The organism is Ramlibacter ginsenosidimutans (genome assembly GCF_016654015.1).
Taxonomy (GTDB): Bacteria; Pseudomonadota; Gammaproteobacteria; order Burkholderiales; family Burkholderiaceae_C; genus Ramlibacter; species Ramlibacter ginsenosidimutans.
This window is the reverse complement of the sequence record NZ_JAEPWM010000003.1, coordinates 1-21,180: the sequence shown is the minus strand read 5'-3', so window position 1 is coordinate 21,180 and position 21,180 is coordinate 1. Positions and strand designations below refer to the sequence as shown.

Genomic DNA, 21,180 nt, shown 5'->3' with positions numbered 1-21,180 from the left:
GAGCCGCAGCGAAACCCAGCTCGCATTCGCGTCGCTGGATCGCTGGGGTTCGGGATGCTCACCGCCAGCCTACGAAGCCCCGTGCAGGGACAGCTAAACGCTCGCCTTCACTTCGGAGAGCAGCTGCTCCAGCACCTCCAGCACCACCTCCGGCTCGGAGAGCTGCGGGAAGTGCCCGCTCTTGTGCGCAATCACCTGTTCGCCGCGCGGCGACAGGCGTGCCAGCTCCTGCTGGTTGGCGCGCCGCGCCGCCACCGTTGCCGGTGACATGAGGGAAGCGCGCGGCGTGAGCCCGCCCGTGACCACGCGCAGCGGCACGTCCGGGAACGGCCCCGCCGATGCGATCTCGCGCACGATCTCGTCCACGCAGCCGAGCTCCGCATGCACGTTCGGCTCGAAGAACGCTTCCGGCAGCGTGAGCATGCGGCCCAGCGACTTCACCAGTTCGCTCTCGTGCTTCTTCAGCACCTCCTGGTCCGCGGGATGCGTGGCCTCCAGCAGCAGGACCGCGGCGACCTGCTCCGGATAGAGGCGCGCATACAGGTTGGCGAACAAGCCGCCCAGCGAGTGCGCCACCAGCACGTAGGGCGCCTGCAGCCCGTTGTAGCCCAGGAGCTCGCGCAAGGACGCCAGCACCACGGTGCCGGTCTGCCGGTCGCCGGGAGCATCGCTGCCCTGCATGCCGAAGCGGTTCCAGCCCAGCACGGTGGACAGCTGCTCGATGCGCGGATAAAGCGGCTCCCATCCCTGCAGGCTCATGCCCGCGCCGCTGAACAGGACGATGGGCGGATCGCCCGCGCCGGACAGCATGTAGCCAAGCCGGCCGCTGCGCGTCTGCAAGGCGCGGATGCCGGGCAGCACGGCGCTCACGCGCCGCCGATGCCGACGATCACCTTGCCCGTGCCCAGGCAGTTGGGGCACGCGGACGCGCCGAGGCGCCCGGTGCCGCCGCATTGCGGACACAGGTTCTCGCCGGTGCTGGGCGTTCCGGGCGGCGCTTCGTCACCGGGCGCCATCTCCGCCTGCGGGAACGATGGCTGCCTGGGCGCCTGGCCCGCCGGCTGGTCGTTGCGTCCCTCGGTGCCGCGCGTGCTGTCCATGTCGATGGCTGCGCCCGGATCCTCCTCGCCGGCGACGGAGGTGCTCAGGTCGATGGGTTCGCCCGGCTGGGCGGGCGCGCCGGAGCCCGGCGCATTCGATTCTTTGGCGGCCATGGTGGTCCTCGATGTTCAGGACCATGCTAGGCAGCAGCGCGGCCGCCGGCCGTAGGACGCGGTAGACGGAGTCTGCGGCCGCGGCCGCAGTCGATGGATCCGCGTCCGCGTCCGCGGCCGCGGCCCCGTTACGCGGGCGCGCGGCCGTGCGAGCTCAGCGGCCCTTCCACACGGGCGGGCGCTTGCCCACGAAGGCCTGCACGCCTTCGCGGAAGTCCTCGCTGCCGTAGGTGCGGCGGATCAGGTCCTCGGCATCGGGCAGGCTGTGCCGCAGCAGGCGCGCCAGCGCCTCCTTGCTGACCTCCTGCGTCACGGGCGCCAGGCTCGCTAGCTTCGAGCAGAGCTTCTGCGCCGACGCTTCGATGGCGTCCGGCGCGGCCACTTCCACCAGGTAGCCGCAGGCCTGCGCCTCTTCGGCACCGATCATGTCGGCCAGCAGCAGCAGGCGCTGCACGCGCGAGCGCCCGAAGGCCGCCACCAGCGCGGCCACGTTGGCCATCGACAGGCAGTTGCCCAGCGTGCGCGCGATCGGCACGCCGAACTTGCTGGCCGGCGTGGCGATGCGGAAGTCGCAGGTGGTCGCGATCGCGAGGCCGCCGCCGATGCACCAGCCCTGCACCACGGCCACCGTCGGCATGGGCAGGCCGGCCAGCAGCTGCATGGTGCCGTCGATGCGGTGCTCGTAGTCCACGCCGTCCTTGCCGCTGGTGAAGTCCTGGAACTGCGCGATGTCGGTGCCGGCCACGAAGGCCTCGCCGCCGGCGCCCTGGAAGCGCACCACGCGCACGGACTTGTCCTCGCGCAGCTTCTCGCAGTGCGCGCGCAGCTGCTGGTACATCGCCCACGTCATGGCGTTGCGCGCCTCGGGCCGGTCGAAGGTGACCGAGGCGACGGCGCCCTCGATCGAGAGATGGACTTCGCCTTGTGCACTCATGATCCGAACGCTCCTTCTTCGCGCAGTTGCGCGATCCGCGCGCCATCCAGGCCCGCTTCCGCCAGCACTTCCTCGGTGTGCTCGCCCAGCAGCGGCGGGTGGCGACGCACCTGCTGCGGTGTGCCCGAGAGCTTCACCGCGAAACCGATGTTGGGCACCTTGCCCTCCACCGGATGATCGATCTCCATGCGCATGCCGCGCACCTTGGCATGCTCGCTGCCGAAGGCCTCCGGATACGAGAGGATGGGGCCGGCGGGAATGCCGTTGGCCAGCAGCGTCTCGACCCAGTAGTCCTTGCCGTGCGCGCGGAAGCTCTTCTCGAGTTCCTCCTGCAGTTCGGCGCGATGCGCGAGCCGTTGCGAGATGGTGGTGAAGCGCGGGTCCTCGACCAGTTCCTCGCGGTTCATCAGCTTGCACAGCTGCACCCACAGCTTCTGGTTGTTCGCACCCATCACGAAGTGGCCGTCCGCGCAGGCCATGGCCTGGTAGGGCGCGGTCATCTTGTTGGAGGTGCCCAGGGGCTGCGGCGGCTTGCCGGTGCCCCACCAGTCGCAGGTGTCCCACACCGAGAACGCCATCGCCGTATCGAACAGCGCCGCGTCGACGTACTGGCCCTGCCCCGTGTTCTTCGCGCCGATGTAGGCGGCGAGCGTCGCGTAGATCGCGAACAGCGCGCAGCCGATGTCGGCTACGGGCACGCCGGCCTTCACCGGCGGCGAGTCGGGATAGCCCGTCACGCTCATCACGCCGGACATGGCCTGCGCCATCAGGTCGAAGCCGGGACGGTCGGCCCAGGGGCCGGTCTGGCCGAAGCCCGAGATGCTCGTGTACACGAGGCGCGGGTTGATGTCCTTCAGCACGTCGTAGCCGAGGCCGAGCCGGCGCAGCGCACCGGGCCGGTAGTTCTCGACCAGGATGTCCGCATCCTGCGCCAGCGTCTTGAGCACCTGCTTGCCGGCTTCGGTCTTCAGGTCCAGCGTGATGCTGCGCTTGTTGCGGTTCATGTTCAGGAAGCCGAGCGAGTCGGCGCCCTTCATCTTGAACCCCATGGAGCCGCGCGTCTGGTCGCCCGTGCCGGGCGGCTCCACCTTGATCACGTCGGCGCCCAGGTCGCCCAGCAGCATGCAGGCGTAGGGCCCCGCCATCACCTGGCTGATGTCGAGGACCCGCACGCCGGAAAGCGGCAGCGGCCGCTTGTCCTGGCTCATGCCTCCGGCTTCACGCCGGCCTGCTTGATCACGCGGGCCCACTTGACCTGCTCGGTGCGCATGAACTCGGCGAACTTCTCCGGCGAGCCGCCACCGTCTTCCGCGCCGGAAGCGTCGAGCTTCTCGATCACGTCGGGCATGACCAGCGCCTTGTTCACGTCCTCGTTCATGCGCTTGGCGAGCGCGGGGCTCATCTTCGCGGGGCCGACCAGGCCGTACCAGGTGGTCGCCTCGAAGCCGGGGAAGCCCGACTCGGCCATCGTCGGCACGTTCGGGTGCCCGGCCGCGCGCTTCAGGCGCGTCTGCGCGATCGCGACGGCCTTGCCGCTCTTCACGTGCGGCGTCGCGGCCGTCATCGTGTCGAAGCTGTATTGCACTTGCCCGCCGATCAGGTCGGTCAGCATGGGGCCGGAGCCCTTGTACGGCACGTGGATCGCCTTCACGCCGGCCTGCAGCATGAACATCTCCAGCGCCAGGTGCTGCGCGGAGCCGGTGCCCGCCGAACCGAACGAGATCTTGCCGGGGTTGGCCTTGCACAGCGCCACCAGGTCATGCACGGTCTTGGCCGGCTGCATCTGGCCGCAGATCAGCAGGTTGGGCGTCACGCCCACCAGCGCGATCGGCTGGAAGTCCCTGATCGGGTCGTAGTTGACCTTCTGCAGGTTCGGCACGATCGCGTGGCTGTTGATGTGCGCCATGTGCAGCACCGTGCCGTCCCCCGGCTGGCGCGCAACGTAGTCGGCGGCGATGGCGCCGGACGCACCCGCCTTGTTCTCCACCACCACCGTGGTGTTCCACATCTCCTGGAGCTTCTGGCCGATGACGCGGGCCAGCAGGTCCGTGCCGCCGCCGGGAGCGAAGCCGACGATGATGCGCACCGTCTGCGTGGGCAGGCTCTGCGCGCGCGCCATGGGAACGGCGACCGAGGCCGCGCCGGCGGCCATGCTGCTGATGAAGGTTCTGCGTTGCATGTTGAGGTTACTGCTGGTCAAACAAACCGGGATCGCATGTGGCCACCCCGCCGGGAACGATCAGGCCGCCTTGCGCAGGGCGACGGGCGCCGGGTGGCCGGCGAAATACTCCATGGCCGCCGCGACGCCCGAGCCGGCGAGCTTGACGCCGGAGAGCTTCAGGCCCATCTCGCAGCCCGAGAGCGCGGCCATCAGCGTGAGGTCGTTGCAGTCGCCGAGGTGGCCGATGCGGAACATGCGGCCCTTCACCTTGCCCAGGCCGGTGCCCAGCGAGAGGTCGAAGCGTTCGTAGATCAGCTTGCGCACGGCGTCGGCGTCCACGCCCTCGGGCATGATCACGCCGGTCAGCACGGGCGACTGGCTCGCGGCCTCGCTGCACTGGATCTCCAGGCCCCAGGCCCGCACGGCGCTGCGCACGCCTTCGCCCCAGCGGCGGTGGCGCGCGAACACGCCATCCAGGCCGCCGAAGGCCGGCTCCAGCAGCATGTCGATGGCTTCGGCCAGGCCATACAGCAGGTTGGTGTTGGGCGTGTAGGGCCAGTAGCCCGTCTTGTTCATCTCGAGGATCTCGTCCCAGGCCCAGAAGGACTTGGGCAGCTTCGCGGTCTTGCTCGCCTCGATCGCCTTGGGCGAGAGCGCATTGAAGCTGATGCCGGGCGGCAGCATCAGGCCCTTCTGCGAGCCGCTGACGGTGACGTCCACGCCCCACTCGTCGTGCTTGTATTCGGCCGAGGCGAGGCCCGAGATCGAGTCGACCATCAGCAGCGCGGGATGCTTGGCGGCATCGATGGCGCGGCGCACGGCCAGGATGTTGCTGGTCGCGCCGGTGGAGGTCTCGTTGTGGACCACGCACACGGCCTTGATCGCATGCGCCGTGTCGGCCTTCAGCCGCTCCTCGATCAGCTGCGCCTGCACGCCCTTGCGCCAGCCCTCGACACCGGGCAGGCCCAGGAACTCGGTCTTCACGCCCAGGCGCGTGGCCATCTTCTGCCACAGCGCGGCGAAGTGGCCGGTCTCGTACATCAGCACGTGGTCGCCGGGACTCATGGTGTTGGCGAGCGCCGCTTCCCAGGCGCCGGTGCCGGACGCGGGATAGATCACCACGGGGTGCCTGGTCTGGAAGATCTTCTGCATGCCCTTGAGCACGCGCAGGCCCAGCACGCCGAACTCCGGGCCGCGATGGTCGATGGTGGGCAGGCTCATGGCCCGCAGGATGCGATCGGGCACCGGCGACGGCCCGGGGATCTGCAGGAAGTGGCGGCCGGTGGGATGGAAGTCGAGCGTGACCATGGCAGGCAGGCAGTTGGAAGAGTCACCCATTTTTTGCATACAAAATTCCCATGTCAAGCATTTACCTCTAAGGAATTCCCTTGTGGCGCGATAAGTTTGCATACAAAATGGCGGAATGACAGCGGAAGTGATCTCCATCCCGCGCGCCGCCCTGCACGAGCAGGTGGCGCAGCGCCTGCGCCAGATGCTGGTCGAAGGCCGCATCGCCCCCGGCGCCAAGCTCAATGAGCGCGAGCTCTCCGAGCTCCTCCACGTGTCGCGCACCCCGTTGCGCGAGGCCATCAAGATGCTCGCGGCCGAGGGCCTGGTCGAACTGCTGCCGCACCGCGGCGCCATCGCCGTGTCCCTGGGCGAGGCCGACATCCTGAACACCTTCGAGGTGATGGCGGGGCTGGAAGGCATGACCGGCGAGCTGGCCGCGCAACGCATCACGCCGGCGGAACTGGCCGAGATCCAGGCCATGCAGTTCGAGATGATGGCCACCTACACGCGGCGCGACCTCTCCGGCTATTACCAGCTCAACGCGCGCATCCACGCCGCCATCAGCGCCGCCGCCAAGAACCCGGTGCTCTCGCAGGTCTACCAGCAGGTCAACGCCCGCCTGCAGGCCCTGCGCTTCCGCTCCAACCAGGACGGCGAGAAATGGAAGCGCGCCGTGAAGGAACACGAAAAGATGATCGAGGCCCTGGCCGCGCACGACGGCGCGGCGATGCGCGACGTGTTGCAGGCGCACCTGCGCAACAAGCGCGACGTGGTGCTGGAGCAGCTGCGCGAGGAAGCGAAGAAGCAGGGCGCCGCATGAACGCGCGCATCCCCATCGCTGTCGGCCCCGCGCGATCCGGCAGCGCCTATGACAGCGTCGCGCGCGCCAGCAACGAGGTTGCCGGCCGGCTGGCGCAGCGGCTCGCGAGCGAAACGCGCGGCGAGGTGCTGTTCTCGGCCGCCGACCGCGGCCGCTATGCCACCGACGCGTCGATCTACCAGGTGACGCCGATCGGCGTGTTCGTGCCCAAGACGGCCGAAGACGCTCGCATCGCCCTCGACATCTGCCGTGACCTGCACGTGCCCGTCGTCCCGCGCGGCGGCGGCACCAGCCAGTGCGGCCAGACGGTGGGCGCGGGCCTCGTGATCGATTTCTCCAAGCACGTGCGCCAGGTGCTGGAGGTGGACGCCGAGAAGCGCACCGCCACGGTGGAGCCCGGCATCGTGCTGGACCACCTCAACGCGCAGCTGAAGAAGACCGGCCTGTGGTATCCCGTCGACGTGTCGACCGCGGCGCAGGCCACGTTGGGCGGCATGGCGGGCAACAACTCCTGCGGCAGCCGCAGCATCGCCTACGGCAACATGGTGCACAACGTGCTGGGCGCCGAGGCGTGGACCTCCGACGGCGAGCTGCACCGCTTCGGCCGCTTCGACGAGGCGAGCGGCGCGGTGCGCGCTTTCGGCGAACGCGTGCGCGAACTCGCCTGGACGCTGCGCCCGGAGATCGAGTCCCGCTGGCCCAAGGTGCTGCGCCGCGTGGCCGGCTACAACCTCGACATCTTCCACAACCAGAACGAGCGGCCCTACACCGCCGACGGCAGCGTCAACCTGGCGCACCTGCTGGTGGGCAGCGAAGGCACGCTGGCCCTCACGCGCAGCCTGCAGCTGCGCCTGTCGGAGCTGCCGCGCGCCAAGGTGCTGGGCGTGGTGAACTTCCCGACCTTCTACAAGGCGATGGACTCGGCCCAGCACATCGTGAAGCTGGGGGGCGACGGCACGCTGACCGCGGTCGAACTGGTCGACCGCACGATGATCGAGCTGTCGCTGCAGAACCCGGCGTTCGCGCCCACGGTACGCTCCGCGCTCATCGGCCAGCCGGACGCCGTGCTGCTGGTGGAGTTCGCGGGCAGCGACCGCGCCGCGCTCTTGCGCAAGCTCACGCAGCTCGAGGAGCTGATGGGCGACCTGGGCCTGCCCGGCTCGGTGGTGCTGATGCCCGACGAAGGCCCGCAGAAGGCCTTGTGGGAAGTGCGCAAGGCCGGCCTCAACATCATGATGAGCCTCAAGGGGGACGGCAAACCGGTCTCCTTCATCGAGGACTGCGCCGTGCCGCTGGAGTCGCTGGCCGAATACACCGACGCGCTCACGCAGGTGTTCCGCAAGCACGGCACCAAAGGCACCTGGTACGCGCACGCATCGGTGGGCACGCTGCACGTGCGGCCCATCCTGGACATGCGGCGCAATGGCGCGCCCGCGATGCGGGCGATCGCCGAGGAAGCCTCCGCGCTGGTGCGCAAGTACAAGGGCGCGTACAGCGGCGAGCACGGCGACGGCCTGTGCCGCGGCGAGTGGATCCGCTGGCAGTTCGGTCCGGCGATCGACGCGGCCTTCGGCGAGATCAAGCGCATGTTCGATCCGCTGGACCTGCTCTCGCCGCAGCGCATCGTCAATCCGCCGCGCATGGACGACACGCGCCTCATGCGCTTTCCACCCAGCTACCGGGTGATCCCGCTGCAGCCGGCGCTGGACTGGAGCGCGTGGGACGTGCAGAACGACCCGGCGACCGAGCGCGTCACGGCGCCGGGCACGGGCGGCGATCCCGCCCGCGGCCTGGCCAAGGCCGTGGAGATGTGCAACAACAACGGCCACTGCCGCAAGTTCGACGCCGGCACCATGTGTCCCAGCTACCGCGTCACGCGCGACGAGCAGCACCTCACGCGCGGGCGCGCCAACACGCTGCGCCTGGCGCTGAGCGGGCAGCTCGGCGCGGATGGCCTCGCGAGCGAGGAAGTGCGCGCGGCGTTCGACCTCTGCGTGAGCTGCAAGGGCTGCAAGCGCGACTGCCCCACCGGCGTGGACATGGCGCGCATGAAGATCGAGGCGCGCCACGAACACGGGCGCTTCCGCGGCTGGTCGCTCCAGGACCGGCTGATCGCCAAGCTGCCCGACTACGCCGCTATGGCCAGCCGCTTCGCCGGCCTGCTGAACCTGCGCAATCGCAGCCCGCTGCTGGCCATGCTGGGCGAGAAGCTGCTGGGCTTGTCCGCGCAGCGCAGCCTGCCCACCTGGCACAGCCGCCACTTCTTCAACGGCGGCGCACGCGGCGCGACGCGCGAGCAGTTGCTCGCCGCCGCGCGTCCCGTGGTCCTGTTCGTCGACACCTTCAACGGCTTCTTCGAGTCCGGGAACGCGCAGGCCGCGCTCACCGTGCTGGAGGCCGCCGGCTACACCGTGCACGTGGCGAGCAAGGAAGGCGCCGACGGCAAGCACCTGTGCTGCGGCCGCACCTACCTCGCCAGCGGCATGGTCGACCAGGCGAAGGCCAAGGCCGCCGAGCTGCTGGATGCGCTGCATCCGCTCGCCGCGCGCGGCATTCCCGTGGTCGGCCTCGAGCCGTCCTGCCTGCTGTCCTTCCGCGACGAACTGGTCACGATGGGCTTCGGCGACCGGGCGCAGGTGCTCGCGCAGCAGTCCTTGCTGCTGGAGGAGTTCCTCGCCCGCGAAGCGTCTGCCGGCCGGCTGGACGCACTGAAGCAGAGGTTGAAGCCGCTGGCTGGCCCGCTGCTGGTGCACGGCCACTGCCACCAGAAGGCTTTCGGCGCCGTCACGCCGGTGCTGGAGGTGCTGAAGCTCATCCCGGGGGCGCAGCCGCAACTGATCGAGTCGAGCTGCTGCGGCATGGCGGGCAGCTTCGGCTACGAGGCCAGCCACCACGCCATCTCCCTGCAGATGGCCGAGCTCAGCCTGCTGCCGGCGGTGCGGTCCGCGCCCGACGCCATCGTCGTTGCCGACGGCACCAGCTGCCGGCACCAGATCCAGGACGGAGCGCAGCGCCAAGCCGTGCACGCCGCCGTGTTGCTTGCGCGTCAGCTGTGAAACCGGCGGCGCGGCACAATGACCGGGTGACGACCCCGCCCTGCACGATCCGCGCCGCCCTGCCCTCCGACGAAGCCGCCTGGCGCGAACTCTGGAAGGGCTACTGCGACTTCTACCACGCGCAGGTCGGCCCCGAGGTCACCGACCGCACCTGGAAGCGCATCCTCGACCCCGACTCGCAGATCATGTGCGTGGTCGCCGAGGTCGAAGGCCAGGTCTACGGCTTCGCCAATTGCGTCGTCCACGAGAACACCTGGGAGACGCAGCCGGTGTGCTACCTGGAGGACCTGTTCGTGCGGCCCGCGGCGCGCGGGCGCGGCATCGGCTCGGCCCTGCTGGAGTGGCTGCGCAATGCGATGCGCGCCGAGGGCTGGGCACGCCTGTACTGGGTCACGCATGGGGACAACGCGACGGCGCGCCGCCTTTACGACCGCTTTGCCACCGCGGACGGCTTCGTCCGCTACGTCATCCGGCAGCGATGAAAGCCCAGGGCGCAGGCCGTACGCTGCGCTTCCGGCTGTTCCTGCTGGCTGCCAGCGGGCTGCTGCCGCTGGCGCTGGTGGCCGTCATGGTGCTCGCCTATCTGTCCCGCGAGCGCGAGCACGACACGCAGCAGGCCGCGCTGGCCATGTCGCGGGCGCTGGCGACCGCGGTCGACGCCGAACTGGAGGCCACGACGGGGATCCTGCAGAGCCTGGCGGCTTCCGGCGAGCTCGTGCCGCAACGCCTGGACGAGTTCCACGCGCTCGCGGCCCGCATCGCGCAGCGGCAAGGCTGGCGCACCATCACGCTGGCGGACGCCAAAGGGCGGGTGCTGCAAAGCTCCGCGCTCGATGTGCACGAAGCCGCCCCCCAGGCGGTAGAGCCAGAGAGCCTGCAGCGCGTGATCGTGACCGGCCAGCCGGCGGTGGGACCGGTCGCCGAAGGGAGCTTCCGGCGCGGCCCCGCGTTCGCCGTGCGCGTGCCGGTCACCGTCGACGGGCAGCTGCAGTACGTGCTGTCCGCGATCGTTCCGGTGGAACGCATCAATTCCGTGGTGGAGCGCCAGCACCTGCCGAACACCTCGGTGGTGGCCGTGTTCGACCAGAAGCTGCAGCGCGTGGCGCGCTCGCGGCTGAACAGCTCGCCCCGGCCCTCGCCTTCGCTGGAGTCGGTGCTGCGCCAGGGCCACGCGGAAGGCGTGAGCACCACGACCACGCTCGAAGGCGTGCGCAGCCGCACCGGCTACGTGCGCCTGGCGAATTCACAGTGGGTGATCGCCACCGGCCTGTCGGTGGAGGATGCCGAACGGGGCATGCTCGGCGTCGTCGGAGCCTTCACGGCGGGACTGCTGGCATCGCTCGGGCTGGCTGCCTTCGTCGCGTGGCACTTCGCGCGCGACGTCAGCGAGCCGATCGAGCGGCTGGAGGCGGCGGCGAGCACGCTGGGCCACGGCGAGCACGTGCACGTCGGCACCCTGGGCATCGCGGAACTGGAACGCGTGGGCGAAGCGCTGGAGCTCGCCTCGGCCGACCGCGAACGCGCCGCGCGCGAACGGCGCGCGGCCGAAGCCGAACGCGAGATGCTGCTGGCGCGCGTGACCGAGGCGCTGCGGCGCGCCGAGGACGCGGGCCGCAGCAAGGACGAATTCCTGGCCATGCTCGGGCACGAGTTGCGCAACCCGCTCGCGCCCATGGCCACCGCGCTGCACCTCATGGCGCGCAAGGGCGACCCCGCCACGCGCGGCGAGCGCGAGGTGATGGAGCGGCAGGTCGCGCACATGAAGCGGCTGGTCGACGACCTGCTGGACGTCTCGCGCATCACCGGCAAGCGGCTGGCCATGCGCGTGCAGCCGCTGCGCCTGGCCAACCTCGTGCGGCACGCGGCCGAGGCGCTGCAGCCGGTGCTGGGACTGCGCCGCCTGGACGTGGACGTCGCGCCCGATGCCGAGGACCTGTGGGTGTCGGGCGACGAAGTGCGGCTGGCGCAGGTCCTGAACAACCTGCTGGGCAACGCGATCAAGTTCACCGGCACCGAAGGCCACATCGCGCTGCGCCTGCGCGCCCAGGGCGACCAGGCCGAGATCACGGTGCTGGACGACGGCACCGGCATGCCGCCGGACGTGCTGGAGCACATCTTCGACCTGTTCTACCAGGCACCGCAGGAGAGCGACCGCGCGCGCGGCGGCCTGGGACTGGGCCTGGCGATCGTGCGCAGCCTGGTGGAGATGCATGGCGGCACCGTGGCCGCCACGAGCAGCGGCGCCGGCCGGGGCAGCTGCTTCGTCGTGCGCCTGCCCACCATCGCTGTGCCCGAGGCCAGCGCGCAGGCGCGCGGGTCCGCCGCCTTGCCGGCCGGCAAGGGCCGCATCCTGCTGGTGGACGACAACCACGATGCGGCCGACACCGCCGCGGCGCTGCTGGAGCTCTCCGGCTACGAGGTCAAGGTGGCCTACGATCCGGGCGTCGCGCTCACCTTGCTGGACTCCTTCCGGCCCGACGTGGCGGTGCTGGACATCGGCCTGCCGGGCATGAGTGGCTACGAGCTGGCGCAGCGCGTGCGTGCGCACCACAATTGCAGCCACTGCCACATGGTCGCGCTCACGGGTTACGGCACGTCCGCGGACGTGGAGAAAGCGCGGTCCGCGGGCTTCGCGCAGCACCTGGTCAAGCCGGCCTCGCCGGACGCCCTGCTGAACGCCGTGCAACTGGGACTGGAACGACAGAAAGCCTGAAGATGCCGAACCGACGTCGAATGCTTGCCTTCGTGATGCTGGCCGTGGCCGGCAGCAGCGCGCTCGCACAGGCCCGCGCCGGCGTGCGCCTGCGCGGCACCGTGGAGGCGCTGTCGCCCACGACGCTGGTGCTGCGCCAGCGCAATGGCGACCGCGTGGAACTGGCCATTGCATCCAACCTCGGCGTGACCGAGGTCTATCCGGTGCAGCTGGCCGACATCCAGGCTGGCAGCTTCGTGGGGGTGGGCGCCATCCCGCAGGCCGATGGCTCGCAGAAGGCGATCGCCGTCACGCTGTTCCCCGAGTCCATGCGCGGCACGGGCGAAGGGCACCGGCCCTTCGACTTCGTGCCACAAGGCACGATGACCAATGCCACGGTCGCTGACGTCGCCGCCACCCCGGACGGCGAGCACCTGCGCCTGCGCTATCCCGGCGGCGAGCAGCTGATCGTGGTGGCGCCAGGCACGCCGATCGTGAGCTTCCACCCCGGCGATCGCAGCCTGCTCACGGTGGGCAGCGCCGTCTCGCTGACGGCGCAGGAGATCGCCGGCCAACCCACGGTCACGCGCATCAGCGCGGGCCGCAACGGCTTCGCGCCGCCGTACTGACGTTCGTGAACGGAGCAGGATGACTTCCACCCTCAAGCTGGGCTGCATCGCCGATGATTTCACCGGCGCCACCGACCTCGCCAACAACCTCGTGCGCGCGGGCATGCGTGTGGTGCAGACCATCGGCGTGCCCGAAGGTGCGGCGCCCGACGCCGACGCCGTCGTGGTGGCGCTCAAGTCGCGCACCATTCCCGCGGCCGAGGCGGCCGCGCAGTCGCTCGCCGCGCAGCGCTGGCTGCAGGCGCAGGGCGCGCGCCAGTTCTACTTCAAGGTCTGCTCCACCTTCGACTCGACCCCGCAGGGCAACATCGGGCCGGTCGCGGAGGCGCTGCTGGACGCGCTGGGCTGCTCCTTCTGCTGCGTGACGCCGGCCTTCCCCGAGAACGCGCGCACCGTGTACAAGGGCCACCTGTTCGTGGGCGACGTGCTCCTGAGCGACTCGGGCATGCGCAACCACCCGCTCACGCCCATGACCGATGCGAACCTGGTGCGCGTCATGCAGGCGCAGGCGCGCGGCAAGGTGGCGCTCATCGATCATCGCGTCGTGCGCGGCGGCGCGGCGCCCATTCACGCGCGCATCCGCCAGCTGCAGGACGAGGGCGTGCGTTTCGCCATCGTGGACGCGCTGGACAACGAGGACCTGATGCACCTCGGGCGCGCCATCGCGGACATGCCGCTGGTGGTCGCAGGCTCCGGCGTCGCCATCGGGCTGCCGCAGAACCACGGCCTCACGCCTTCGGCCGGCGCAGCCGCCCTGCCACCAGCGGAGGGCATGACCGCCGTCGTGTCGGGCAGCTGCTCGGTCGCCACCAACCAGCAGGTCGCCGACTTCATCGCCCGCGGCCTGCCGGCGCTCGCGCTGGATCCGCTGCAGATCGCCGGCGGACGCGACGTCGTGAACGAGGCGCTGGCCTGGGCCACGCCGCGGCTGGGCGCGCAACCCGTACTGGTGTATTCCAGCGCGCCACCGGAGTCGGTGCAGGCCGTGCAGCAGCGACTCGGCGTCGGCGAAGCCGGAGCGATGGTGGAGAAGGCACTGGCGGCCGTCGCGCGCGGGCTGGTGGAGCGCGGCGTCGGACGGCTCGTCGTCGCCGGAGGTGAGACTTCCGGCGCGGCCGTGCAGGCACTGGGCGTGCGGCAGATGCGCATCGGCCCGCAGATCGATCCGGGCGTGCCCTGGTGCGAGGCGCAGGCCGAGGCGTGCGGGCGCAGCGTGCATCTCGCGCTGAAGTCCGGCAACTTCGGCGCGACCGATTTCTTCACCAAGGCCTTCGCCCCGCTCGCATGAACGAGCACGCCGCACGCGAGGAGATCTGCCGCATCGGCCGCTCGCTGTTCGAGCGCGGCTACGTGCACGCCACCGCGGGCAACATCAGCGTGCGGCTCGACGACGGTTTCCTGATCACTCCGACCGATGCCTGCCTGGGCTTCCTCGACCCGGCGCAGCTCGCACGGGTGGACCTGCAAGGCACGCAGCGCTCGGGCGCGCCGGCGAGCAAGACGCTCGCCTTGCACCGGCGCATCTACGAGGCACAGGCGGCGCTGGGCGCACCGGTCGCCTGCGTGATCCACACGCACAGCACGCATTGCGTGGCGCTCACGCTGCGCGACCCGGGACCGGAGCTGCTGCCGCCGATCACGCCCTACTTCGTGATGAAGGTCGGCCACGTGCCGGTCGTACCCTATCACCGGCCCGGCGATCCGCGGGTCGCCGATCTCGTCGCGGCCCTGGTCGCCCGCTACCACCAGCAGGGCACGCCCATCCGCGCCGTCATGCTGAGCCGGCTCGGGCCCAATGTGTGGCACGGCTCGCCGGCGCAGGCGATGGCGGTGCTGGAGGAGCTGGAAGAGACCGCGAAGCTGTGGCAACTGAGCCCGGCGCCGCCCGCGCCGCTGGGGGACGACGCCATCGAGGAACTGCGCCGCAGCTTCGGGGCGAGCTGGTAGCGTTGGGGATCGTGCTGGGGTTCGCGGCTGCGCCGCTCACCGCCAGCCTACGAGAACAGTGGCTCGGTGGCTGGGAGGCTCACGCCAGCATGTAGGCTGGGGCGGCCGCCGGCCGCCGCAGGTGAGCGCAGCGAACCCCAGCTTTGCTGGCTTCCTCATCGCTGGGGTTCGCGGCTGCGCCGCTCGCCGCCAGCCTACGAGAACAGTGGCCCGGTGGCTCACGCCAGCCTGGGTGCGCTCACCGCCCGCCCTTCTCCTGCACCAGCTTTCCCAGCACGTTCCAGTCCAGCTCCCCGCGGCCGCTGTCGCACAGCTCGCCCACGAGCTGCTCGGCGAGTGCCGCGCCCTGCAACTGCGCGCCGCCCGCGCGGGCGGTCTCCAGCGCGATGCGCAGGTCCTTGCGCATCAACCGCGCGCGAAAGCCCGGCTGGAAGTCGCCATCGATGATGCGCTGGCCATGGCGCTCCAGCGCGAAGCTGCGGCCGGTGCCGCCCAGGACCACCTCGCGCATCAGCTTCGGATCGACGCCCTGTGCCAGTGCGAGCGCGATCGCGTCGGCCACGCCCAGCATCGCGCCGGCCACCGCCACCTGGTTGCAGGCCTTGACGGTCTGGCCGGCACCGACGTCGCCGACGTGCGTGATCGTCTTGCAGAAGGACTGCATCACCTCGCGGCAGGCGTCCACCGCTTCGGCGGGACCGCCGATCATGCAGGCCAGCGTGCCTGCCTCGGCGCCTTGCTGGCCGCCGCTGATGGGTGCGTCGAGATAGCTCACGCCCTGCGCATGCAGGCGCTGCGCGAAGCGCCGCGCCGCGTCCGCGGCAATGGTGCTGGTGTCGACGACGATGCTGCCGGCGGCCAACCCCTGCGCCAGCCCCTGCGGCCCGAACAGCACGGCCTCGACGGCGGCGTCGTCCGACACGCACAGGAACACCAGCCGGCTCGCGCGGCCCACCTCCGCCGGGGAGGCGGCGCGTTGCGCACCGGCAGCGACGAGCGCCTGCGCGGGCGCATCGCTGCGTGCGAACACGTGCAGCGCATGGCCTGCGCGGCGCAGGCACAAGGCCATGCCCTTGCCCATCACCCCGAGGCCGATGAAGCCGATGGGATCGTTCTTGCCGAATGGCTGCGTCATGGTGTCTCCTGTCATTGCTGTTGTGCGCGAGTCGAGGCGCGGCACCGCCCATCATGCCTTCACGGCGTCAGCGCGGCGGCCACGTCCTGCGTGACCTTGCGGAAGGACCGGATCGCCGGCGTCTCGTGCGCGCGCCGCCAGGCCAGCGCGATCTGCAGCGGCTCGGCCTTGTCGGCGATCTGCAGGAAGCGCACCTGCTTCGGGTGCAGGTTGCGCGCCGAGGCCGGCACCACGGCGACGCCGAGGCCGCCACCGACCAGGCCCACCATCGTGTGCAACTGGGTCGCCCGCTGCACCACGTGCGGCTGGAAGCCGGCCTGCTCGCACAAGGCCTGCACGCGATCGTGCAGCAGCGGCGCCTCGGCCTGGTTGAACAGCACGAACGGCTCGCCCGCCACCTGCTTCAGCCGCACGCGCTCGCGCCCCGCGAGCGGATGGCGCGCCGGGACCGCCAGCACGAAGGGATCCGCGAGCACGGGGACTTGCTCCAGTTCGGCGGGGACGGCCTGCACGCGCAGCAGCCCGAGGTCGATGGTCCCGCGCATCAGCGCCGCGTGCTGCGTCGTGATCGGCAGCTCGTGCAGTTCCAGCTCGATGCCGGGATAGAGCTGGCGGAAGCGCCGGATCACGCTGGGCAGCAGCCCGTAGGTGGAGGAGTGGATGAAGCCCAGCGTCAGCTTGCCGAGCTCGCCGGCGCCGGTCCGGCGCACGTCCGCGACCGTCCGCGCGAGTTCCTGCTGGATGGACCGGCTGCGCTCCAGCAGCAGCGCGCCGGCCGGCAACAGTTCGACCCGCCGCTGCGTGCGCCGCAGCAGCGGCGTGCCCAGTTCCCGTTCGATCTGCTGGATCTGCCGCGAGAGCGCAGGCTGTGCGATCGCCAGGCGCGCGGCGGCGCGGCCGAAGTGCAGATCTTCGGCCACGGCCTGGAAGTAGCGGAGCTGGCGCAGGTCGATCATTCTTTGGCGATGCCCGTGCGGCATCAATCGAAGCCCGATTATGTATTGGACGCGCGCGCCGCTGGCGCGCCACACTGGCGCGCTCCCATGCAGATCGAACCCTCCGCCGCAGCGACGGCTCCCGCGCTCCCCGACACCCCGGTCGTTCCCGCCCTGCGCCTGCCCGCCCGCCTGGGCCACGTGCTCTCGCTCGACGACTTCGAGCGCGCCGCGCGCCGCCACCTGCCCGCGCCCGTGTTCGCCTACGTCAGCGGCGCGGTCGAACGCAACGCCTCGCTGCGCGCCAACGCGGCGTCGTTCGAGCAGTACGAATTCCTGCCTCGCATGCTGGTCGACATGTCCCGCCGCACGACGGCGACCTCGCTGCTGGGCCGGCGCTGGTCGGCGCCGTTCGGCATCGCGCCCATGGGCATCAGCGCCCTGTCGGCGTACCGCGGGGACCTCGTGCTGGCGCAGGCCGCGCGCGCGGAGAACGTGCCGATGATCATGAGCGGCTCATCGCTGATCCGCATGGAGGAGGTCGTTCAGGCCAATCCCGATGCCTGGTTCCAGGCCTACCTGCCCGGCGTGGAGAGCGAGATGCAGGCGCTGATCGCACGCGTGCGGATCGCGGGCTTCCGCACGCTCGTGATCACGGTGGACTCGTCGATCGCCTCCAATCGCGAGAACAACATCCGCGCCGGCTTCTCGACGCCGCTGCGGCCCAGCCTGGCGCTGGCCTGGCAAGGCCTCACGCATCCGCGCTGGACCTTCGGCACCTTCCTGCGCACGATCGCGCAGCATGGGATGCCGCACTTCGAGAACAACTTCGCACGCCGCGGCGCGCCCATCCTGTCCGCCACGGTGCAGCGCGATTTCTCCGATCGCGGCCATCTCACGTGGGAGCACCTGCGCATGGTGCGCCGCCTGTGGCCGGGGCAGCTGGTGGTCAAGGGCATCCTCGACGTGCGCGATGCGCGCCTGGCCATCGGCGTCGGCGCGGACGGCATCATCGTTTCCAACCACGGCGGCCGCCAGCTCGATGGCACTGTGCCGCCGCTGAAGGTGCTGCCCGGCATCGTCGCGGTCTGCCGGGGCACGCCCGTGATGATCGACAGCGGCTTCCGGCGCGGCACCGACGTGCTCAAGGCACTGGCGCTCGGCGCGAGCTTCGTCTTCATCGGCCGCCCGTTCAACTACGCCGCTTCGGTCGCTGGCGAAGCCGGGGTGCGCAAGGGCATCGGGCTGCTGCGTGACGAAGTCTCGCGCAACATGGCGATGCTGGGCGTCACCGAGCTGCACGAGCTCGACGCCAGCTACCTCGTCCCGGCCGGCCGCTAGCCCCGCGTACAGTCACCCTCTTCCTCCCACTCCCGGACACAGAACATGGTCGGTTTCCAGATCCTCCAGCGCCGCCGCCAGGTGGACGCCCGCTACGTGCAGGCCTTCGCGGACATTCCCGTGGCCAACGTCAGCGATTGCATGACGCGCCTGACCGCGGGCGGCCCGCGCCTGCGCCCGATGCACAAGGGGGGCCGCCTCGGCGGGCCGGCCCTGACGGTCAAGTGCCGCCCCGGCGACAACCTGATGATCCACAAGGCGCTGGACCTGGCGCAGCCCGGCGACGTCATCGTGGTGGACGCCGGCGGTGACCTCACCAACTCGCTGTTCGGCGAGCTGATGCTGTCGTACGCGGTGACCCGCAAGATCGCGGGCATCGTGCTGAACGGCGCGGTGCGCGACATCGACGTGATCGCCGCGGGCAGCTTCCCGATCTACGCGGCCGGCGTGACGCATCGCGGTCCCTACAAGGACGGCCCCGGCGAGATCAACGTTCCGATCGCCCTCGACGGCATGGTGATCCAGCCGGGCGACCTGATGCTCGGCGACGCCGATGGCCTGCTGTGCGTGCCCTATGACGATGTGGAGCAGGTGCTCGCGGCATCGCGCGACAAGGTGGCGCTGGAACAGAAGACCATCGCCAACATCCGCGCCGGCAAGCACGACACCGCGTGGGTCGATGCGCGCCTGAAGGCGCTGGGTTGCGACCCGACGCCGCGCTGACCATGGCTGCCTCGCGACGCGTGGTCCGCACGGACCTGTGGATCGACCCTGCCTTCGACCGCCGACTGCAGCAGGAAGCGGGCGTGGCGCTCGCGGTGTTCCCCAGCCGCGGCAACCCCGCCGTGGCCTGGGACCTGCTCGCGGCAGCGCACGTGTACCACGTCTCGGCGGCGAAGGATGAACTGCCGCGCGAATGGTTCGTCACCGGCGAGCTGCTGGCACGCTGCCCGCAACTGCTGTGCGTCTCGTCCAGCGGCGCAGGCTACGACACCGTGGACGTCCCCGCCTGCACCGCCGCCGGCGTCGCGGTGGTGAACCAGGCGGGCGGCAACGCCGCCTCGGTCGCGGAACACACGCTCGCGATGATGCTGTCGCTGTCGCGGCGCATGATCGAATGCGACAAGCGCATGCGGCGCGAGACCGGCTTCACGCGCGAACAGATCATGGGCCACGAGCTGCGCGGCCAGACGCTGGGCCTGGTGGGCATCGGCCACGTGGGCACGCGCGTGGCGGCGCTGGCCCGCGCCTTCGGCCTAGAGGTGATCGCCGCCGATCCCTATCTCGCACCCGAGGAGATCACGCGGCGCGGCGCCCGTCCGGTCACGCTGGACCAGCTGCTGGCCGAAGCGGACGTGGTGTCCCTCCATTGCCCGCGCGACGCGACCACGCTGAAGATGATCGATGCGCGCGCCTTCGCCCGCATGAAGAAGGGGGCGCTGTTCATCACGACGGCGCGCGGCGGCATCCACGACGAACAGGCGCTGGTCGAGGCCTTGCGTTCGGGCCACCTGGCCGGCGCGGGCGTCGACGTGTGGGACCGCGAACCGCCGCCGCTGGACCATCCCCTTCTGGCCATGGAGAACGTGTACGCCACCTTCCATACCGCGGGCGTCACGCACGAATGCCGGCGCGACGTCGCCGCGATGTCGGCCGACCAGATCGCACTGCTGCTGGCCGGCGGCCGGCCGCCGCGCCTGGTGAACCCGGAGGTGTGGCCCGCCTACCAGGAGCGGCGCGCGCGCATCCTGCCCTGAGCACCCCGCCAAGAGTCCGAAACCAAGAGGAGACACGTCGATGAAGTACCTGCCCACCCTGCTGCGCCGCTTGCTGCCTGCGCTCGCGCTCACGGCGGTCGCCGTCGCGGCGCAAGCTGCGTATCCCGAGCAGCCGATCCGCATGATCGTGGCCTACGCGCCCGGCGGCGGCACCGACCTCACCGCGCGACTGATCGCTCCGTACATCGCCAGGTACCTGGGCAACAACGCGTCCATCGTCGTGGTGAACCGGTCCGGCGCCGGCGGCGGCATCGGCTTTGCCGAACTGGCCAACGCGCCGGCGGACGGCTACACGATCGGCTTCATCAACACGCCCAACGTGCTGACCATCCCGATCGAGCGCAAGTCGAATTTCCATTGGACCGGCTACGACCTGCTGGGCAACGTGATCGACGACCCGGGCAACTTCTCCGTCCACAACGACACGCCGATCAGGAACCTCGGCGAGCTGGTCGCGTACGCCAAGGCCAATCCGGGCAAGGTGACCTACGGCACCACCGGCATCGGCTCGGACGACCACCTGGCGGCGATGCTGTTCGAGCGCGCCGCCGGCGTGCAGCTCACGCACGTGCCGTTCAAGGGCGCCTCCGAAGTGCACCAGGGCGTGGTGGGCAAGCAGATCTTCATGGCATCCATGAACGTGGGCGAGGCGATGCAGTACGAGAAGGGCGGCTCGCCCATGCACAACCTCGGCCAGATGAGCGCGGCGCGCACCAACCTCGCGCCCGGCCTGCCCACGTTCAAGGAACAGGGCTTCGACATCGTGATGGCTTCGCTGCGCGGCATCGCTGCGCCCAAGGGCCTGCCGGCTGCGGTGAAGGAGCAGCTGGCCAGCGCGGTGCAGAAGGCCGCGAACGATCCGGAGTTCCAGGCGAAAGCCGCGGCGGCGTTCGCGCCGCTGCGCTACCTGCCGCCGGCGAAGTACGAGGCGGAGCTGAAGACCACCGAGGCCTCGTTCAAGCAGCTGTGGAAGGAGATGCCCTGGGGAGAGAACGGGGCGAAGTAGCTGGGGTTCGCTGCGCTCACCGCCAGCCTACCCATCGCGTGGACGAACTGCTGGGGTTCGCTGCGCTCACCGCCAGCCTACGCATCGTGTTGCGCTGAACGCCGGCCTACGGACTCCCTGTAGATACTGTGTTCTCCGTCAAGCGGAGTGGAGTGCCGGATTGAATGGAAGTCCGGATTTCAACACTCCGTAGGCGATCGCCACCAGCTTGCGCATCAGAGCTCCGAGAACGAGCTTCTTTG

The 21,180-nt window shown here is 70.4% G+C and carries 19 protein-coding genes and 1 pseudogene; 11 read left to right on the top strand and 9 right to left on the bottom strand.

Annotated elements, in window-relative coordinates:
- Window positions 1–93: 93 nt before the first annotated feature.
- The 6 genes from JJB11_RS09565 to JJB11_RS09540 all read right to left on the bottom strand — a co-directional run bounded on the left by JJB11_RS09565 (window position 94) and on the right by JJB11_RS09540 (window position 5,617).
- The gene (locus tag JJB11_RS09565; RefSeq protein ID WP_340643145.1) at window positions 94–870 is read right to left on the bottom strand and encodes an alpha/beta fold hydrolase; all 777 of its coding nucleotides are present in this window, start codon (window positions 868–870) and stop codon (window positions 94–96) included.
- Window positions 867–1,214, bottom strand: coding sequence for a hypothetical protein (locus JJB11_RS09560; RefSeq protein WP_201964739.1), 348 nt, complete (start codon window positions 1,212–1,214; stop codon window positions 867–869). Before JJB11_RS09560 ends, JJB11_RS09565 begins: the two co-directional genes overlap by 4 nt.
- Before the next feature lie 154 nt (window positions 1,215–1,368).
- A complete protein-coding gene (locus JJB11_RS09555; protein WP_201169281.1) occupies window positions 1,369–2,148 on the bottom strand; it encodes an enoyl-CoA hydratase/isomerase family protein in 780 nt (259 codons plus the stop codon).
- Complete coding sequence (locus tag JJB11_RS09550) at window positions 2,145–3,356, bottom strand: CaiB/BaiF CoA transferase family protein (RefSeq protein ID WP_201169278.1); 1,212 nt, start codon at window positions 3,354–3,356, stop codon at window positions 2,145–2,147. Before JJB11_RS09550 ends, JJB11_RS09555 begins: the two co-directional genes overlap by 4 nt.
- On the bottom strand, window positions 3,353–4,327 hold the full coding sequence (locus JJB11_RS09545) for a Bug family tripartite tricarboxylate transporter substrate binding protein (RefSeq protein WP_201169275.1): 975 nt from the start codon (window positions 4,325–4,327) through the stop codon (window positions 3,353–3,355). Before JJB11_RS09545 ends, JJB11_RS09550 begins: the two co-directional genes overlap by 4 nt.
- A gap of 60 nt (window positions 4,328–4,387) precedes the next feature.
- Window positions 4,388–5,617 carry a pyridoxal-phosphate-dependent aminotransferase family protein gene (locus JJB11_RS09540; protein WP_201170539.1) on the bottom strand — a complete coding sequence of 410 codons (1,230 nt, stop codon included), beginning with the start codon at window positions 5,615–5,617 and terminating at the stop codon, window positions 4,388–4,390.
- Window positions 5,618–5,732: 115 nt separating this feature from the next.
- Here JJB11_RS09540 and JJB11_RS09535 point away from each other — a divergent pair, with 115 nt between their 5' ends.
- The 7 genes from JJB11_RS09535 to JJB11_RS09505 are packed head-to-tail and all read left to right on the top strand — an operon-like array spanning window position 5,733 to window position 14,743.
- Entirely contained in the window at window positions 5,733–6,419 is a 687-nt protein-coding gene (locus tag JJB11_RS09535; protein ID WP_201169272.1) for a GntR family transcriptional regulator, read from the top strand.
- Window positions 6,416–9,475, top strand: a complete 3,060-nt coding sequence (locus JJB11_RS09530) for an FAD-binding and (Fe-S)-binding domain-containing protein (protein ID WP_201169269.1) — start codon at window positions 6,416–6,418, stop codon at window positions 9,473–9,475. Before JJB11_RS09535 ends, JJB11_RS09530 begins: the two co-directional genes overlap by 4 nt.
- A gap of 26 nt (window positions 9,476–9,501) precedes the next feature.
- The gene (locus JJB11_RS09525) at window positions 9,502–9,957 is read left to right on the top strand and encodes a GNAT family N-acetyltransferase (RefSeq protein ID WP_201964737.1); all 456 of its coding nucleotides are present in this window, start codon (window positions 9,502–9,504) and stop codon (window positions 9,955–9,957) included.
- Window positions 9,954–12,188: a hybrid sensor histidine kinase/response regulator gene (locus JJB11_RS09520; RefSeq protein ID WP_201169258.1), complete on the top strand. Its 2,235-nt coding sequence runs from the start codon at window positions 9,954–9,956 to the stop codon at window positions 12,186–12,188. The genes JJB11_RS09525 and JJB11_RS09520 overlap by 4 nt, the downstream gene beginning before the upstream one ends.
- Before the next feature lie 20 nt (window positions 12,189–12,208).
- On the top strand, window positions 12,209–12,796 hold the full coding sequence (locus JJB11_RS09515) for a lipocalin/fatty acid-binding family protein (RefSeq protein WP_201964736.1): 588 nt from the start codon (window positions 12,209–12,211) through the stop codon (window positions 12,794–12,796).
- 19 nt (window positions 12,797–12,815) lie between these two features.
- The gene (gene otnK / locus JJB11_RS09510; protein ID WP_201169244.1) at window positions 12,816–14,084 is read left to right on the top strand and encodes a 3-oxo-tetronate kinase; all 1,269 of its coding nucleotides are present in this window, start codon (window positions 12,816–12,818) and stop codon (window positions 14,082–14,084) included.
- A complete protein-coding gene (locus tag JJB11_RS09505; RefSeq protein WP_201169234.1) occupies window positions 14,081–14,743 on the top strand; it encodes a class II aldolase/adducin family protein in 663 nt (220 codons plus the stop codon). The genes otnK and JJB11_RS09505 overlap by 4 nt, the downstream gene beginning before the upstream one ends.
- Window positions 14,744–14,981: 238 nt before the next feature.
- On the opposite strand, the gene JJB11_RS09500 is transcribed toward JJB11_RS09505, so the two are convergent.
- Both JJB11_RS09500 and JJB11_RS09495 read right to left on the bottom strand, forming a co-directional pair.
- The gene (locus JJB11_RS09500) at window positions 14,982–15,878 is read right to left on the bottom strand and encodes an NAD(P)-dependent oxidoreductase (RefSeq protein ID WP_201169232.1); all 897 of its coding nucleotides are present in this window, start codon (window positions 15,876–15,878) and stop codon (window positions 14,982–14,984) included.
- 59 nt (window positions 15,879–15,937) lie between these two features.
- Window positions 15,938–16,834, bottom strand: coding sequence for a LysR family transcriptional regulator (locus JJB11_RS09495; protein WP_201169230.1), 897 nt, complete (start codon window positions 16,832–16,834; stop codon window positions 15,938–15,940).
- Window positions 16,835–16,921: 87 nt separating this feature from the next.
- On the opposite strand from JJB11_RS09495, the gene JJB11_RS09490 reads away from it, so the two are divergent.
- The 4 genes from JJB11_RS09490 to JJB11_RS09475 are packed head-to-tail and all read left to right on the top strand — an operon-like array spanning window position 16,922 to window position 20,938.
- The gene (locus JJB11_RS09490) at window positions 16,922–18,154 is read left to right on the top strand and encodes an alpha-hydroxy acid oxidase (RefSeq protein ID WP_201169227.1); all 1,233 of its coding nucleotides are present in this window, start codon (window positions 16,922–16,924) and stop codon (window positions 18,152–18,154) included.
- Between the two features lie 45 nt (window positions 18,155–18,199).
- A complete protein-coding gene (locus JJB11_RS09485; RefSeq protein ID WP_201169225.1) occupies window positions 18,200–18,877 on the top strand; it encodes an RraA family protein in 678 nt (225 codons plus the stop codon).
- 2 nt (window positions 18,878–18,879) lie between these two features.
- Window positions 18,880–19,911 carry a hydroxyacid dehydrogenase gene (locus tag JJB11_RS09480; protein ID WP_201169223.1) on the top strand — a complete coding sequence of 344 codons (1,032 nt, stop codon included), beginning with the start codon at window positions 18,880–18,882 and terminating at the stop codon, window positions 19,909–19,911.
- Between the two features lie 40 nt (window positions 19,912–19,951).
- Window positions 19,952–20,938 carry a tripartite tricarboxylate transporter substrate binding protein gene (locus JJB11_RS09475; RefSeq protein WP_201169221.1) on the top strand — a complete coding sequence of 329 codons (987 nt, stop codon included), beginning with the start codon at window positions 19,952–19,954 and terminating at the stop codon, window positions 20,936–20,938.
- Window positions 20,939–21,076: 138 nt separating this feature from the next.
- Here JJB11_RS09475 and JJB11_RS25950 read toward each other — a convergent pair.
- Window positions 21,077–21,180, bottom strand: a pseudogene (locus JJB11_RS25950) (IS110 family transposase); the annotation flags it as partial.

Coding starts and splice junctions, on each gene's coding strand:
- JJB11_RS09530 (WP_201169269.1), top strand. CDS start 6,416: ATGAACGCGCGCATCCCCATCGCTGTCGGCCCCGCGCGATCCGGCAGC.
- JJB11_RS09485 (WP_201169225.1), top strand. CDS start 18,200: ATGGTCGGTTTCCAGATCCTCCAGCGCCGCCGCCAGGTGGACGCCCGC.
- JJB11_RS09520 (WP_201169258.1), top strand. CDS start 9,954: ATGAAAGCCCAGGGCGCAGGCCGTACGCTGCGCTTCCGGCTGTTCCTG.
- JJB11_RS09480 (WP_201169223.1), top strand. CDS start 18,880: ATGGCTGCCTCGCGACGCGTGGTCCGCACGGACCTGTGGATCGACCCT.
- JJB11_RS09505 (WP_201169234.1), top strand. CDS start 14,081: ATGAACGAGCACGCCGCACGCGAGGAGATCTGCCGCATCGGCCGCTCG.
- JJB11_RS09540 (WP_201170539.1), bottom strand. CDS start 5,617: ATGGTCACGCTCGACTTCCATCCCACCGGCCGCCACTTCCTGCAGATC.
- JJB11_RS09545 (WP_201169275.1), bottom strand. CDS start 4,327: ATGCAACGCAGAACCTTCATCAGCAGCATGGCCGCCGGCGCGGCCTCG.
- otnK (WP_201169244.1), top strand. CDS start 12,816: ATGACTTCCACCCTCAAGCTGGGCTGCATCGCCGATGATTTCACCGGC.
- JJB11_RS09475 (WP_201169221.1), top strand. CDS start 19,952: ATGAAGTACCTGCCCACCCTGCTGCGCCGCTTGCTGCCTGCGCTCGCG.
- JJB11_RS09535 (WP_201169272.1), top strand. CDS start 5,733: ATGACAGCGGAAGTGATCTCCATCCCGCGCGCCGCCCTGCACGAGCAG.
- JJB11_RS09555 (WP_201169281.1), bottom strand. CDS start 2,148: ATGAGTGCACAAGGCGAAGTCCATCTCTCGATCGAGGGCGCCGTCGCC.
- JJB11_RS09500 (WP_201169232.1), bottom strand. CDS start 15,878: ATGACGCAGCCATTCGGCAAGAACGATCCCATCGGCTTCATCGGCCTC.
- JJB11_RS09495 (WP_201169230.1), bottom strand. CDS start 16,834: ATGATCGACCTGCGCCAGCTCCGCTACTTCCAGGCCGTGGCCGAAGAT.
- JJB11_RS09560 (WP_201964739.1), bottom strand. CDS start 1,214: ATGGCCGCCAAAGAATCGAATGCGCCGGGCTCCGGCGCGCCCGCCCAG.
- JJB11_RS09550 (WP_201169278.1), bottom strand. CDS start 3,356: ATGAGCCAGGACAAGCGGCCGCTGCCGCTTTCCGGCGTGCGGGTCCTC.
- JJB11_RS09490 (WP_201169227.1), top strand. CDS start 16,922: ATGCAGATCGAACCCTCCGCCGCAGCGACGGCTCCCGCGCTCCCCGAC.
- JJB11_RS09515 (WP_201964736.1), top strand. CDS start 12,209: ATGCTTGCCTTCGTGATGCTGGCCGTGGCCGGCAGCAGCGCGCTCGCA.